This is a genomic window from Nocardia sp. NPDC051463, assembly GCF_040681975.1.
Taxonomy (GTDB): domain Bacteria; phylum Actinomycetota; class Actinomycetes; order Mycobacteriales; family Mycobacteriaceae; genus Nocardia.
Map to the genome: position 1 here is coordinate 1 of NZ_JBFBAB010000033.1, position 14,432 is coordinate 14,432.

Below are 14,432 nucleotides of genomic sequence, written 5' to 3' on the forward strand. Positions count from 1 at the left end.
GTTCCAGGAACAACCCACCACGATCCCGCCCACAACGGTTCGCTCACCAGTGAACTACCGGGCAGTGCTGGGCGCGTCGGGTGCCGTCCCCGACTTACCTCCCGCAGCGAGGTGCGTGGTGTCGAGTTCCGGCGTGGTCATCTGGCTGTGGTGCCGTTCTCGAGAACCTTTTACTCGAGCGAGCGTAGTCAGATGGTGGTTGGACCTGGGGGTACGAACCACCATTCGACTACGGCCGGTGCCGGGCTGCGCCAATTGGAGTGACTGTGTGTGCGTGGTCGGGGGTGGTGGGTACAACTGAGCGCCGCGGGTCGTGCGGTGCTCGGAGCGTTGGCCCGCGCCGATCGTCGCCTACAGGCGCCGGGTGGTGTCGATGCCGAGGGACATGCCCGCAAGGCCGCGGCGGCGGACGGCGAGCTTGTCGGCGACGTCGAGGAGTGCTTTGCCTGCCGCGCTGTCCGGGGCGCTGAGCACGATGGGGACACCTTCGTCGCCCGCCTCGCGCACCGCCTGTTCGATCGGGATCTGACCGAGGAGTGGCACCTCGGCGCCGACAGCGCGGGTGAGGCGTTCGGAGACGACTTGGCCGCCGCCGGAGCCGTAGAGCTCCATCCGGCTGCCGTCGGGCAGGTCGAGCCAGGACATGTTCTCGATGACGCCCGCGATGCGCTGCCGAGTCTGCAGTGCGATGGCACCCGCGCGCTCGGCGACCTCCGCGGCGGCGATCTGCGGGGTGGTGACGACCAAGATCTCGGCGCCGGGAATGAGCTGGGCGATGGAGATGGCGATATCGCCGGTGCCGGGCGGCAGGTCGAGCAGCAGCACGTCCAGGTCACCCCAGAACACATCGGCGAGGAACTGTTGCAGCGCGCGGTGCAGCATCGGGCCGCGCCACACCACAGGCGTGTTGCCCTGGGTGAATTGGGCGATCGAGATCATCTTCACGCCGTGCGCCTGCGGCGGCATGATCATTCGCTCGACCTGGGTCGGGCGGGCGTCGGTGCCCAGCATGCGCGGTATGGAGTGGCCGTAGATGTCCGCATCCAGCACGCCGACCGAGAGGCCGCGCGCGGCCAGGGCGGCCGCGAGATTGACCGTGACACTGGACTTTCCGACGCCGCCCTTACCGGAGGCGACCGCGTAGACGCGGGTGAGCGAGCCGGGCTGGGCGAACGGGATCACCGGATCTGCCGAGTCGCCACGCAGCTGCTTGCGCAGGTTGGTGCGCTGCTCGTCGTTCATCACATCGAGCTCGACCGTGATGGCGCCGACGCCGGCGACGTCGGCCACCGCCTTGGTGACCCGTTGCGTGATCTCGGTGCGCAGCGGGCAACCCGCGGTCGTCAAGAAGATCTCGATGTGGACAGTGCTGTCCGCGCCGATCGCAATGCTCTTCACCATGCCGAGTTCGGTGATCGGTTTGCGGATCTCCGGGTCGTCGACCTTTGCGAGGGCTCCCCGCACATCCGCTTCCGTTACCACTGACATGGCAGTAATTTTACGTTGCGTCAGATCCGCGGCAGCTGTCCGGGCTGTGGTGCGACACCGTTGCGGTAGGAAGTCGCCCAGGCCATGACGTTGGCGACGTAGGCCATCGAGTTGTTGTAGCGCAGGATTGCCCGGGACTGCTGAGCCAGATCGTGCATGTCCAATCCGCCGTCGCAGAGGTACTTGCCGGTGGTCAGTGCCGCATCGAAGAGGTTCTGTGGGTCGGCGATGCCGTCACCATTGCCGTCGGCGCCGTAGTGCTTCCATGTTTCCGGCAGAAATTGCATGGGCCCGATGGCGCGGTCGTAACCGGCCAGACCGTCCAGGGCGCCGCTGTCGGAATCGTGAATCACGTTGTTGCCCGACAGGCTGCCGTCGAGCACCGGTCCGTAGACGGGTGTCAGCGGATTGCCCTCCGCATCGGCCTTGCCGCCGAAGGCGTGGGTGGATTCGACGCGGCCGATTCCGGCGAGCAGATCCCAGGGCATCCCGCAGACGGGGTTCTCGGCGGCGAGGGTGCGTTCGGCGGATTGATATGCGGCGATCGCGATGCCAGGGACACCCAGCGGACCGGGTGGCATCGCGGCGGGTTGTCTACCCTCCGGCAGCGCAACGGTTTTCACGATGGGAGGCGTGGCGTGCGCCTGCCTGGCCATGGCGTGAGCGACGAGTTCGGCCGTCGCTGGCGGTTCGGCGACGGCCGCGGGTATGGGAACGTGGTCATCTTGTTCGCCCCCCGACAGGTGCTGCAGGAGCGATGCTGCGGTCTGCTCGGCGGTGCCCGCATCGGGCGCGGCAGTCACTGCCGCGAGCCCAGCGGGAACCAATCCGGTCAATGCGATAACGGATCTGCGTCTTACGTTGGCAGTCGGTGGTTTTCGGTGACGCCCCACTGTGCGGTGACCCTCCCATTGACTCGATGACGAGCCCTTCGTGATGGACGAAGTCGAGGGTACCGCATTCGAGATCTTTTTGTTACTACTTCGTGACCTGCTTTGATGTTTGGCTCAGCGCTGTGGCGGCAGCGGAATCACGATGCCGAACGGCAAGGTGATGCCGGGCTGCTGAGTCGGCGTAGGCGCGGCGGCCCGGTCGGGTTCGGCAGGGCTCGGCTCCGGTGTCTCGGCGACCTCCGGCTGCTCGGTCGGCCGGGTCGATGGTGCTGCGCCAGGCGTTTGCACGGTCACCGGCTCGTCCGGAGTGATGCACGCGGCGGGCAGCTGCGGCTGCCGCGGGGGCTCGGGGACGACCGGTTCGCTCCCGGTGTTCGGTTCGCTCGCGGTGTTCGGTTCGCCTGTGGTGTTCGGTTCGCCCGCTGTGCCGTAGGTCTGCCTCGGACCGGCCGGCGCGGGCCTGGGTAGGCCGGGGATCAGCACCATCGGCGCCGCGACCACCGGCGGCTCACACGGATTCACCGGCATGGGCGGTGCTGGGCAGAAGATGCCGCACGGGATCGGTGGCAGGCCGGGGATATTGATCATCACCTGCGGCGGTACCGCTGGGTAGACAGTCCTCGGGGTCGGCGGCGGCGCGGCGGGCGTGCTCGGCGCGACAGAGTTGGCGGCAAGCATGTCCGGGGCAGGCTGGGTCGGTGCGGTACCCGGCGGTATCAGACCCGGGGGGATGCTCACCTGACTCGGTGTGCCGCCGGTGCGGTAGGCCGCCGACCAGCTCAGCACATTGGCCGCGTAGGCCATCGAGTTGTTGTAGCGCAGCACCGAGCGAAGTTCCTGGGCCGGGTCGCGCAGGTTCAAGCCGCCGGAGCAGAGATACTTGCCCGCGGCGAGCGAGGCGTCGAAAACGTTGTGCGGGTCGGCGACGCCGTCACCGTTACCGTCGGCGGCGTACAACCTCCAGGTGCCCGGCAGGAATTGCATCGGCCCGATGGCGCGCACCGCACTGCCGTCGGGGGCCTTGATCACCTCGTTGCCGGGCAGCGTGCCGTCGAGGGCAGGCCCGAAGATAGGGGTGATGGTGGTACCCGCGGCATCGGTGCGCCCACTGCCCGCATGCGCGGATTCGATCCGCCCGATGCCTGCGAGCAGACTCCAGGACACTCCACAGCCCGGCATCGAGGATTCCAGCGCCAGCTCGGCATTGCGATAGGCGGCCAGCACCACCTCCGGAATTCCGAGTGCGCCACCGGTCCTGGGCAGCACGACGTCGTGCAATGGCACCGAGCCCGCGAACATGGGTAGCCCGTCGGCGGACGGAGTCATTGCCCGAAGTTTGCGGGGCGCGTCCGGCGTGACCGGAAGAAGACCGACGGTCCGGGACAACGGTGCGTCCGCGGTTCGGCTCGCTGCATCACTGCCCGCCCCCGGACCGCCGGACGCCGCGAGCAACGCCTCCGGCGCGTTGGGTGGCGTGGTCGATTGGGTGGTGTGTGTCGCCGATCCGGCGGAGACAAGCCCGACTACGACGAGGGCCGACACGGTTATCGGAGCAGATATTCGCATTCGGCCACACCAATCCTCTACGTCGTGAGAGCATGCTGGTCCGGTGGGGCGTGGCTGGGCGAAAGCCCAACTCGCGCATCCCCTGCCCGTCCGCTCGGGACAACGTGCTCCAGGTTACCCACCAGTCAGGTGAGTTGTTGAGCATTTCCGGTCAATCATGAGCTAGTGGCGGCCATTCCGGGCCTTGCGACGGCTTTCGGCCGGAGCTTTTCTTACGATTCGCCTTGGCGGGTTTTTCGGTCTGCGTGACTCGATCCGAAGACCCCGCAGCGGCTTCGATGCGATCGAGCACTTCCCGCATTTCATCCAACTCCCGACGTAGATAATCGCGGGTGGCCACTTCGCCGACCGCGATGCGCAATGCCGCGAGTTCGCGGGCGAGGAATTCGGTGTCCGCTTTGGTCTGTGCGGCGCGAGTTCTGTCCTCCTCCAACGACACTCGGTCGCGGTTGTCCTGCCGGTTCTGTGCAAGCAGGATCAGCGGCGCCGCGTAGGCGGCCTGAGTGGAGAATGCCAAATTGAGCAGGATGAACGGATACGGATCCCAGCGCAGCGCGATCACGAACACGTTCAACGCAATCCAGAAAATCACGACGATGGTCTGCATCGCCAGGTAGCGTCCGGTGCCGAGGAATCGGGCGACCCGCTCGCTGCTGCGCGCCAGTGCCTCCGCGTCCCAATCGATACGGAACCGGGATTCGACCGGCGTTTCCAGGCGTTGGCGCGCCGAGCTCGGCCCGGCCCGGCCGCTCGTGGATTTGTCACTCATGCCCGGGTACTCCCATGTGCGATTCTTCTTGGTCGCGCCAATCTTCCGGCAGGAGGTGGTCGAGGACATCGTCGACACTCACCGCGCCGAGCAGGTGATTCTGCGCGTCCACCACCGGCCCGCAGACCAGGTTGTAGGTGGCGAAGTAGCGGGTCACTGCGCCGAGTGGGACATCGGGCCGCAGTGGGGCGAGGTCGGTGTCCAGAATGCCGCCGATCAGATGCGCGGGCGGTTCGCGCAGCATTTGCTGGATGTGCACGCAACCCAGGTAACGGCCGGTCGGGGTGGCCGTCGGTGGTCGGACCACGAACACCATCGAGGCGAGTGCGGGCGTCAGGTCCGGATTGCGGACCCGGGCAAGCGCTTCGGCGACCGTGGTCGCCGGGGTCAAGATGATCGGCTTCGGAGTCATCAGACCGCCCGCGGTGTCGGGGGAATGCTCCAGCAACCTGCGCACCGGCTCGGACTCCTCCGGGTCCATCAGCGCGAGCAGCGATTCGCGCTCCCCGGTGGACAGCTCGCCGAGCAGGTCGGCGGCGTCGTCGGGATCCATGGCCTCCAGCACGTCGGCGGCCCTGCGCACCTCCAGGTGTCCGAGCAGTTCGACCTGGTCGTCGTCGGGCATTTCCTGCACGACATCGGCGAGCCGTTCGTCGTCGAGCGCCTCGGCGACCTCGATACGCCGCTTCTCCGGAAGCTCCCGAAGCAGGTGCGCGACGTCGGCGGCTCGCATGCCCTCGAACTGGGAGAGTAGTTGGGTGACATCCTGGCCCGGCCTGCCGACCTCGTACGGGGTCAGGCCGCTGACCCGCGTCCAATCCACCACGTGCACGGTGCGGCGGCGGCCGATGCGCCGGTGCCCGCGCACCGCGACCCTGGTCACCACCCAGTCCCGTGTCCTGGTCTGCTCGATCCCGAGATCGGCGACAAAGACATCGACCTCGGCGAGGTCGGGCAGACCCGGATCGTGCACGCGCACCGTGGAATCCACGATCTGGGCGATCGCGAGCAGTTCGCCGGGCCGCTGCGCGAATCGGCGCAGGCTGACCGTGCCGGTATTGAGCGTCACCACACCCGGCTCGATCGCGGTGACCCGCAGCATCGGTACGAAGATCCGCCTTCGGGTCGGCAATTCGACGACCAGGCCATGGATACGCGGCTGTTGGCCGTCGTAGCGGATGGCCACGACGACGTCGCGGATGCGGCCGATAGACTCGCCGTCCGGGCCGAGCACCACGAGGCCGGCCAGCCTGGCGACGTACACCCTGGTTGCTGCCATGGCTGCCAGGCTAGATGTTCGCGAGCGGGTGCACCCGCCACGCCACGATCGACGGGAGTGATCATGAAGCCGCGCCGTTCGGTGCTCGCCTGTCCGGGCAGCAACCCGAAAATGATCGAGAAGGCCAAGGGCTTGCCCGTAGACGAAGTGTTTCTCGATCTCGAGGATGCGGTCGCGCCGGTGGCCAAGGCCGCCGCCCGCGCGAATATCGTGGCGGCGCTGAACGAACCGGGCTGGGGCACGCAGCTGCGGGTGGTGCGGGTCAATGACTGGACCACCGAATGGACCTACGCTGACGTCATCACCGTCGTCGAGGGAGCGGGCGCAGCGCTGGATGCGATTCTGCTGCCGAAGGTCACCGACGCCGGTCAGGTCAGGGCCCTCGATCTGCTGCTCACCCAACTGGAAAAGGCCTGCGGACTCGAGGTCGGTCGCATCGGCATCGAACCGCAGATCGAAAACGCGCTGGGGCTGCGCAATATCGACGAGATCGCGACCGCGAGCCCGCGGGTACAGACGTTGGTCTTCGGCCCCGCCGATTTCATGGCGAGCATCAACATGCGCACCCTCGTGGTCGGCGAACAGCCGGAGGGCTACGACACCGGTGACGCCTACCACCACATCCTGATGACCATCCTGCTCGCGGCCCGTGCGCACGGCCTGCAGGCCATCGATGGCCCGTACCTCCAGATCCGCGACGTCGATGGCTTCCGCAGGGCGGCGGCACGCACCGCGGCGCTCGGCTTCGACGGCAAGTGGGTGCTGCATCCCGGCCAAATCGATGCCGCCAACGAGATTTTCAGTCCGCGTCAGACCGATTACGACCGCGCCGAGCAGATTTTGGATGCCTACGCCTTCCACACCTCCTCGGCAGGTGGAGCGCGCGGGGCGGTCATGCTCGGTGACGAGATGATCGATGAAGCGAGCGCGAAAATGGCGCAGGTGATCGCCGACAAGGGCCGGGCCGCGGGAATGCAGCGCTCGTCTCAATGACCGGCAGCGGGGCGTTTCACACCACCGAACGATCAGTCGGAATAGCACAATAGGAGGTATGACGAATCCCATGGGGAACGCGAATCGCGCCCGGCAGGGTCTGCCGACGCCGCCGACCGGCTGGCCGGTGGGCTCGTACCCGACCTATGCCGAGGCGCAGAAGGCGGTCGATTTTCTGGCCGACGGGCAGTTCCCGGTACAGGACGTGACCATCGTCGGCGTCGACCTCATGCAGGTCGAGCGGGTCCTATACCGACTGACCTGGGGCAAGGTCATCGGTGGCGGCGTCGTGTCCGGCGCGTGGCTCGGCCTGTTCCTGGGTTTGCTGCTGAGCCTGTTCACCACCAGCGGCGCGCTCGGCCCGCTGATCGTCGGTCTGGTCGGTGGCATCATCTTCGGTGTCATCTCGACCTCGATCCCGTATGCGGCGACCAGGGGCCAGCGCGATTTCGCCTCCACCATGCAGCTGGTGGCCGGTCGCTACGACGTGCTGTGCGACCCCAAATCGGCCGAGCAGGCGCGCGACATGCTGGCGCGGCTGGCGATCTGATCGCATGGAGGTAGTCGATAAGGTCCGCACCGAGGTGCTGGACCATTTCGGTGTGGACACCGCGGGTGTGGATTCGGCGTCGGTGACGTTCCTCGGCTTGGAGCCCATCGAAATACTGCGGATTCCCGGCGAAGATCTGGTGCATTACGTGACGTTGGGCGGATCGCGCCATCCGATGGGTGATCCGACCGACCTGCACGCGGATCCGGTGCGTGGGCCACGGGTCGAGCTGGTGCTCGCCTTGCGGGCCGGGTCGGGGACGAGCGCGGGCCTGGCCAGGACACTCGGCGTGCTCGCCGCGACCCCTGTCGTGGAAGGTGTTGTGCTGCAGGCAGATGCGCTGCTCGACCTGGGTGAGCCGATGTGGCGGGATGCGCCGTTCACCGCGGTGCTGTTGGGCGAGAGCGACATTCCCGCGGTGGTATTGCCCGAGCCCGCCGAGCCGGTCAGGTATCTGACGGTCGTGCCGGTGACCGCGACCGAGGCGGCGTGGGTGCGGGTACGTGGTGCGCAGGCGTTGCGCGACGCGTGGGCCGAGGCCGGAATCGATGTGCACGATCCCGCGCGAGGCGCTGCCTCGCTGTAGCTCTGGTCACAGCCAGTTGTTGCGGTGAAAGGTGACGTACAGACCGGCGCAGATGCCGAGGGTGACCAGCAGCACCACCCAGAAGCCCCAGATCGCTTCCAGCGCGGGCATATGGGTGAAGTTCATGCCATAGATGCCCGCGACCATCGTCGGCACCGCCGCGATGGCGACCCAGGCCGAAATCTTGCGCATATCGGTGTTCTGTTGCACACCGATCTTGGCGAGGGCGGCGCTGACCAGTTCGCTCAGGGACTCGTCGAAGTCGGTGATACGTTCGGAGACGGTGGTGTGGTGGTCGGCCACATCGCGCAGATAACGCCGAATCTCCTTGGGCAGCGGCAGATCCGGCTTGTGGCCGAGTAACTGGAGCGGGATCTGCAACGGATTGACCGCGCGCCGCAGTTCGACGACCTCGCGTTTGAGCTGGTAGATCGATTCGATGGTGATGGCATTGCGCGGAGTGAAGACCGCCTCCTCCATCTCCTCGATATCGTTCTCGACCAAAAGGGCCACCTCGATGTAGGAATCCACCACATGGTCGGCGACCGCGTGCAGCACCGAACTCGGACCGAACATGAGCTGCTCGGGGTGGTTCTCCAGTTCCTTCCGGACGCCGGCGAGTCCGGTGTGCTCGCCGTGCCGTACGGTCACCGCGAAATTGGGTCCGGTGAAGACCATGATGTCGCCGGTTTCGACGATCTCACTAACGCTGTGCATTTCGTGGTCGACGTAGCTGACAGTGCGCAGCACCAAGAAGAGAGTGTCGTCGTAGCGTTCCAATTTCGGTCGTTGATGCGCTTTGACCGCGTCCTCGACCGCGAGGGCGTGCAGGTCGAAGGTGGCGGCGATATCCGCCATCTGGTGCTCGTCGGGCTCGTGCAGCCCCACCCACACGAACCCGTTGCCGCGATTACGGACCTCGGCCATCGCATCGGTATGGCTGAACCGGCCGGGCAGCCGCCTGCCGTCGAGGTAGATCGCGCAGTCGACCACCGCACGTGCGGTGGGAACGGGAATACGGGGCAGTGGTGTCTGCGCACGACCCTGGCCGCGGAAGGACGGCAGCGGCGGAATGGATGGCACCGGTCGATGCTACGTCGCGTGTGGGGCCGCGACGAGCGCACTGTAAGACTGGAGGGCGTGCGCATCGACCTGCATACCCACTCGACCGTGTCCGACGGCACCGACAGCCCTGCCGAACTTGTTCGCAACGCCGCTGCCGCAGGCCTGGATGTCGTCGCGATCACCGACCACGACACCACGGCGGGTTGGTCCGAAGCGGTGGACGCGCTACCGACGGGTATGACGCTGGTGCGTGGCATGGAGATGTCGTGCATCGGTCTGGGCGAGGACGGCTGGCCCGTTCCTGTGCATCTGCTCGCGTACCTCTTCGACCCGACCGATCGGTGCTTCGCCGACGAGCGGGAGCGGTTGCGTGCCGAACGCGTCGATCGGCTGCGCATGATGGCCGAGCGCATGCGGGCCGACGGCCTCCCCATTGATCCCGACGCGGTGCTGGCCTCGGCCGGAACGTCGGCCGGACGGCCGCATCTGGCACGGGCATTGGTAGAGGCGGGTGTGGTGCCGAGCGTCGACGCGGCCTTCACCGAATTGCTGGCGCCACATGGGCCGTATTACGCGGAAAAGGCAGACACGCCATTGCGTCGCGCAGTCGAAATGATCGCCACCGCCGGTGGCGTGAGCGTGCTCGCGCATACCAGGGCGCGCAAGCGCGGACGGTTATTGGCGCTGGACGATATTCGAGAACTCGCCACACTCGGTCTCGGTGGGCTGGAAATCGGCCATCCCGACCATTCCGCGGCCGACCGCGCGCTGCTCGGTGAGCTTGCCGACGAACTAGGTCTGCTCACCACCGGCTCGTCGGATTACCACGGCGCGAACAAAACTATTCGGCTCGGTGAATTCACCACCGACCCAGCCCAATTCGAGGAACTTGCGGGCAAAGCCACGGGGGTGCCGGTGATCGCCTCGTGAGACCGGTGCGCGGGCTGAGCGGTGTGGTGGCCGCCGGGACGTTTGTACTCACGCTCGTTGTTGTCGGCACTGCGATCATTGCTGCCAGGCGGGAGTTTCCCGGTCCGGGTGGTGTATCGGTGACCTGTCATCTGGCCGCGTCCGTGACTGCCGTTGCGGCACAGATTTTTTCGGATAGACATCGGGGTTTCGCCGCTTTTTCCGGATCGATGGTTGTTTTTCTGGCTGCCGGAATATTGCTGTGGACACAGTGGTGGAGCTGAATATCCGGGAATGGTTGCGGCCGGGTGAATTGTGGTCGAACATTTCTCTTTGTGAGTGAAATCGAGACGGAGGTACTGGTTCTGGGCGGCGGCCCCGCCGGTGCCTGGGCCGCCGTCTCGGCCGCCGCAGCGGGAGCCCGGGTCGTGCTCGTCGACAAGGGACGCTGCGGCACCAGCGGGCCCACCGCCTTCGGGACCACCTCGCTGTGGAATATCCCGCCGGGACCGGCCCGGGAGGAAGCGGTGCGGCACGCCTACGCGCATGGTGGTTGCCTCAGCGACCCGGACTGGATGCATCGGGTGCTCGAAGAGACCCATCTGCGCGTCGAGCAGCTGGTGCGCTGGGGGTATAGGTTTCCCGGCGAAGGACGCCATGTCGGTGAGCATGGACCGACGCTCGGCGAGCCGCGCGGAAACGCGCCGGCGGAAAGGCGAACCTCACTGCGGGTGTGCCTGGATGGCGCGAGCTACCTGCGCCGAATGCGCCGCAGCGTGCTCGACGCCGGGGTCCGCATTCTCGATCACCATCCCGCGCTGCAACTGCTCGTCGATCGGGACGGAGTGGTGTCCGGAGCCACCGGCGTCCAATTACACAATAGGTTTCGCAGTTGGACGGTCCGCGCAGGCGCGGTGGTGGTGGCCACCGGCGGCTGCGCCTTCCTGTCCGGCGGCGCGGGCACCGATGTCGACACCGGCGACGGACTGCTGTTGGCCGCCGAGGTGGGCGCGCACCTGTCCGGTATGGAGTTCTCCAGCGCCTACGGGCTGGAGCCAGTGCTGAACTCGGCGTTCCCCTCCGGCTTCGTGCTGCACTTCGCGACGCTCTACGACGAATCCGGCGCGGCCATCACCGGTCAGCGCGCCGCGGCCTTCATGGCGATCGCCGACGGCCACCGCGTGTACGCCGCACTCGACGACGTGCCCTACGCCGCGCGGCGCAGGCTGTCGCAGCAAGGCGTGGTGGACAACACCGAACGGGTCCCGTTGCGCGCGGTGCTCGAGGGCACCGTGCGGGGGACTGGCGGGCTCCGCATCGCCGCCGACTGCGCGACCACGGTGGCCGGACTGTACGGCGCGGGTGACGTGACAACGCGGGAGCCGATCACCGGAGCGGTGAGCGGATTCGGCGGGCAGGGCGGCGCATGGGCCATCGCCTCGGGTGTATGGGCGGGCAGGGGCGCGGCCGGCTTCGCCCGCGCCAGAGGCAGAGTTGGTCAGGCACGCGCGGTACCGGGGGCCGGGCTCAACCCGGAGGCGCGGATCGACCCGCGCGCGGTCGTCGGACTGGTGCAGGAGCACACGCTGCCGCTGCGACGCAGCTACTGGCGCAGCGCGGGCAGCCTGCGCGACAGCATCGGCGAACTCGACGGCATGTGGCCCGGCGCGGAATTCGGCCTCGGCGGCGCCGGTGTGGATCGACTGCGGGCCAGACAGGCGGCCGCACTGCTGGCGGTGGCGCGCTGGACCAAATACAGCGCGCTGGCGCGCACCGAGAGCCGGGGCATGCATCGGCGCACCGACCATCCCGACGCCGCCGCCGATTGGCGTGTGCGGCTCTCGTCAGGCGGCTTCGACACGGTGTGGGTGCGCGCGGACGCCCGTCGATCATCGGCCGACGAATCGGCGCCGATCGTGTCGGCGGCACCGGCACGGCGGGAGCTGGCCAGCACACTGGACGAAGCACTGATAGTCGATGAGGTGACGGCGGAGATGCGCGCGGCCGCACCTGCCACGCGGGAGTCGCCCCCCGTCGTACGGCCCGCCCCGGCCGCCGACCCCACCCTCACCGCAGGCGACCCACTGCCCTTGTGACAGCTCACCGCCGCGACGCGGGGACGTGCGAGTTTCCCCTTACGTCGGGGTAATTCCGCGGACCTATCCTGGCTATATGGCGCTCGACCGGATTCCGACACACCGGTTTGGCAAGTCGTCGACCCGGCTGGCAGAATGTGTCGGATTCCCCGCCTATGCCACCGCCGGGTTCGGGAATAATGGGGATCTCCGCCTCGCAACGCACCGTCGCGACCCGAAGATCTCTCCGCATGTTCCGTCCGGACCTACCCGTCCGGCTCCCGCTCTGCGGATCAGTGCCGCGCCACGTGATCGAGATATCGGCATCCCTTGCACGCGTGCAAGTCACCGCGATACGGACCGGTCAGCGCACTCGATGAGCGGTATGAGTCACCTATTACCTAAATACCCGGCGGTAACCGTTTCCCGGTTGTGCCCGACCCGAGCAGGAGTGAAATCGTGTCACCTGTGACTGACGCACCGAATGCCACTGCCAGCCTTTCTGAGATCACTCACGAAGAGATCTTCGCGGGTCACCTCGGCGGTAAGCTCTCGGTCGAACTCGCCGCGCCGCTGGAGACTCAGCGCGACCTTTCGATCGCCTACACCCCCGGCGTGGCTCAGGTCAGCCGCGCCATCGCAAACGACGAGGCGCTGGCCAAGCGCTACACCTGGACCGACCGGCTAGTGGTCGTGGTCAGCGACGGCACCGCGGTGCTCGGTCTCGGTGACATCGGTCCGCGTGCCTCGCTGCCGGTGATGGAGGGCAAGGCGGCGCTGTTCAAGAAGTTCGCCGGGCTCGACTCGATCCCGATCGTGCTGGACACCAAGGATTCCGACGAGATCGTCGAGACGATCATCCGCCTGCGCCCGAGCTTCGGTGCGGTGAACCTGGAGGATATCTCCGCCCCGCGCTGCTTCGAGATCGAGAAGCGGCTCATCGAGGCGCTCGACTGCCCGGTTATGCACGACGACCAGCACGGCACGGCCATCGTGGTGCTCGCTGCCCTCAACGGCGCTGCCAGGGTGCAGGGTCGCGGCATCGAGGGCCTCAAGGTCGTGGTGTCGGGCGCGGGCGCCGCGGGTGTCGCGTGCACGAACATCCTGCTCGCCGCGGGTGTGCAGGACGTGACTGTGCTCGACTCCAAGGGCATCGTGAGCCGGGACCGCGGCGACCTCAACGAGGTGAAGTCCGAACTGGCCCAGCGCACCAACCCGCGCGGGCTGACCGGTGGCGCCGCTGAGGCGCTGGCAGGCGCCGACGTGTTCCTCGGCCTGTCGGCCGGGCTGATCGCCGAGGAGCTCATCGCCTCGATGGCGCCGGAGTCGATCGTGTTCGCCATGTCCAACCCGGACCCGGAGATCCACCCCGAGGTGGCTCGCAAGTACGCCTCGATCGTGGCCACCGGCCGCAGCGATTTCCCGAACCAGATCAATAACGTGCTCGCTTTCCCCGGTGTCTTCAAGGGCGCTCTGGACGCGGGTGCGCGCCGCATCACCGAGGGCATGAAGATTGCCGCCGCGGACGCCATCCTCAGCGTCGTCGCCGACGAACTCGGCCCGGAGAAGATCGTCCCGAGCCCGCTCGACCCGCGTGTCGCACCGGCAGTGGCCGAGGCCGTCGCCGCCGCCGCGCGCGCTGAGGGTGTCGCCTGATTCAGGTGTAGCAGCAGTGCACGCGATGGCGCCCCGCTCTTCGAGCGGGGCGCCATCTTCGTGGATGGTCGACTCAGCGCGGTGTCCGAACCCGTTGAGGCACTACGGGGGCCGCCGAGATACAGGCAGGAAAGGGGCAACGGTCCGTTGGCGTTGATTCGGTTGCGGTTCGGTGGGCTGCCGGGGTGTGGGCCTATCGCCTGTCGTGAAAGTGCGTGGGCGCGTGGATCCGTGCTGTTGGCTCGGTGTGGTGGGAGGATTCGGGTGTTACGCGAGGTCGGCCGCAGCGTCACCGTCGCCCTGTTGCGGTACCCAGCCGACCCAGCTCTACGCTCCCGCGTCACCGCCGCCACCAACAAGGTCGAGTCCTGCCACGGCCTCGCCGAATGGTTGTCCTTCGACAACAACGGCGTATTGGCCGACAACGACCCCGAAGAGCAGGAGAAGCTCATCAAGTTCAACACCCTGCTCGCCAACTGCGTGAAGCGCTTGGGCGCCTACACCACCGACGAACCCACCCACCAACCCGACCCGTTCGACCCGACGCTCACCGAGGTCGACTTCACCAGTCTCGGCCTCGCTGTCTGAGCGCCCGGTCACGGC

13 protein-coding genes are annotated in these 14,432 nt (G+C 67.2%); 7 read left to right on the forward strand and 6 right to left on the reverse strand.

The features are described from left to right. Nucleotides 1–351 precede the first annotated feature (351 nt). From AB0M74_RS30275 to AB0M74_RS30295, 5 genes are all read right to left on the reverse strand, one after another. Entirely contained in the window at nt 352–1,488 is a 1,137-nt protein-coding gene (locus AB0M74_RS30275) for an Mrp/NBP35 family ATP-binding protein (RefSeq protein ID WP_366529714.1), read from the reverse strand. Nucleotides 1,489–1,508: 20 nt separating this feature from the next. Continuing rightward, on the reverse strand, nt 1,509–2,381 hold the full coding sequence (locus tag AB0M74_RS30280) for a lytic murein transglycosylase (RefSeq protein WP_366529715.1): 873 nt from the start codon (nt 2,379–2,381) through the stop codon (nt 1,509–1,511). Between the two features lie 114 nt (nt 2,382–2,495). Beyond that, entirely contained in the window at nt 2,496–3,947 is a 1,452-nt protein-coding gene (locus AB0M74_RS30285; RefSeq protein WP_366529716.1) for a lytic murein transglycosylase, read from the reverse strand. 151 nt (nt 3,948–4,098) lie between these two features. After that, nucleotides 4,099–4,716, reverse strand: a complete 618-nt coding sequence (locus AB0M74_RS30290; RefSeq protein WP_366529717.1) for a DUF1003 domain-containing protein — start codon at nt 4,714–4,716, stop codon at nt 4,099–4,101. Continuing rightward, nucleotides 4,709–5,995 (reverse strand): CBS domain-containing protein, encoded by a 1,287-nt coding sequence (locus tag AB0M74_RS30295; protein WP_366529718.1) that lies wholly within the window; start codon nt 5,993–5,995, stop codon nt 4,709–4,711. Before AB0M74_RS30295 ends, AB0M74_RS30290 begins: the two co-directional genes overlap by 8 nt. A 63-nt stretch (nt 5,996–6,058) precedes the next feature. Here AB0M74_RS30295 and AB0M74_RS30300 point away from each other — a divergent pair, with 63 nt between their 5' ends. The 3 genes from AB0M74_RS30300 to AB0M74_RS30310 are packed head-to-tail and all read left to right on the forward strand — an operon-like array spanning nt 6,059 to nt 8,124. Further along, complete coding sequence (locus AB0M74_RS30300) at nt 6,059–6,988, forward strand: CoA ester lyase (RefSeq protein WP_366529719.1); 930 nt, start codon at nt 6,059–6,061, stop codon at nt 6,986–6,988. A gap of 58 nt (nt 6,989–7,046) precedes the next feature. Then, nucleotides 7,047–7,538: a general stress protein gene (locus AB0M74_RS30305; RefSeq protein WP_328405643.1), complete on the forward strand. Its 492-nt coding sequence runs from the start codon at nt 7,047–7,049 to the stop codon at nt 7,536–7,538. Nucleotides 7,539–7,542: 4 nt separating this feature from the next. Then, nucleotides 7,543–8,124, forward strand: coding sequence for a suppressor of fused domain protein (locus tag AB0M74_RS30310; protein WP_366529720.1), 582 nt, complete (start codon nt 7,543–7,545; stop codon nt 8,122–8,124). 6 nt (nt 8,125–8,130) lie between these two features. Here the strand turns inward: AB0M74_RS30310 and AB0M74_RS30315 are convergent, their stop codons facing one another. Further along, entirely contained in the window at nt 8,131–9,207 is a 1,077-nt protein-coding gene (locus AB0M74_RS30315) for a magnesium and cobalt transport protein CorA (protein ID WP_366529721.1), read from the reverse strand. A gap of 57 nt (nt 9,208–9,264) precedes the next feature. Here AB0M74_RS30315 and AB0M74_RS30320 point away from each other — a divergent pair, with 57 nt between their 5' ends. The 4 genes from AB0M74_RS30320 to AB0M74_RS30335 all read left to right on the forward strand — a co-directional run bounded on the left by AB0M74_RS30320 (nt 9,265) and on the right by AB0M74_RS30335 (nt 14,417). Next, complete coding sequence (locus AB0M74_RS30320; protein WP_366529777.1) at nt 9,265–10,119, forward strand: PHP domain-containing protein; 855 nt, start codon at nt 9,265–9,267, stop codon at nt 10,117–10,119. A gap of 314 nt (nt 10,120–10,433) precedes the next feature. After that, nucleotides 10,434–12,194, forward strand: coding sequence for an FAD-binding protein (locus AB0M74_RS30325; protein WP_366529722.1), 1,761 nt, complete (start codon nt 10,434–10,436; stop codon nt 12,192–12,194). A gap of 447 nt (nt 12,195–12,641) precedes the next feature. After that, complete coding sequence (locus AB0M74_RS30330) at nt 12,642–13,829, forward strand: NADP-dependent malic enzyme (RefSeq protein WP_366529778.1); 1,188 nt, start codon at nt 12,642–12,644, stop codon at nt 13,827–13,829. A gap of 264 nt (nt 13,830–14,093) precedes the next feature. Then, nucleotides 14,094–14,417, forward strand: coding sequence for a Tn3 family transposase (locus tag AB0M74_RS30335; protein ID WP_366529723.1), 324 nt, complete (start codon nt 14,094–14,096; stop codon nt 14,415–14,417). The last annotated feature ends 15 nt before the right edge of the window (nt 14,418–14,432 follow it).

Excerpts from the sequence above, each read along its gene's own strand:
- AB0M74_RS30305 (WP_328405643.1), top strand. The coding sequence starts at position 7,047 with ATGACGAATCCCATGGGGAACGCGAATCGCGCCCGGCAGGGTCTGCCG.
- AB0M74_RS30295 (WP_366529718.1), bottom strand. The coding sequence starts at position 5,995 with ATGGCAGCAACCAGGGTGTACGTCGCCAGGCTGGCCGGCCTCGTGGTG.
- AB0M74_RS30300 (WP_366529719.1), top strand. The coding sequence starts at position 6,059 with ATGAAGCCGCGCCGTTCGGTGCTCGCCTGTCCGGGCAGCAACCCGAAA.
- AB0M74_RS30290 (WP_366529717.1), bottom strand. The coding sequence starts at position 4,716 with ATGAGTGACAAATCCACGAGCGGCCGGGCCGGGCCGAGCTCGGCGCGC.
- AB0M74_RS30310 (WP_366529720.1), top strand. The coding sequence starts at position 7,543 with ATGGAGGTAGTCGATAAGGTCCGCACCGAGGTGCTGGACCATTTCGGT.
- AB0M74_RS30285 (WP_366529716.1), bottom strand. The coding sequence starts at position 3,947 with ATGCGAATATCTGCTCCGATAACCGTGTCGGCCCTCGTCGTAGTCGGG.
- AB0M74_RS30275 (WP_366529714.1), bottom strand. The coding sequence starts at position 1,488 with ATGTCAGTGGTAACGGAAGCGGATGTGCGGGGAGCCCTCGCAAAGGTC.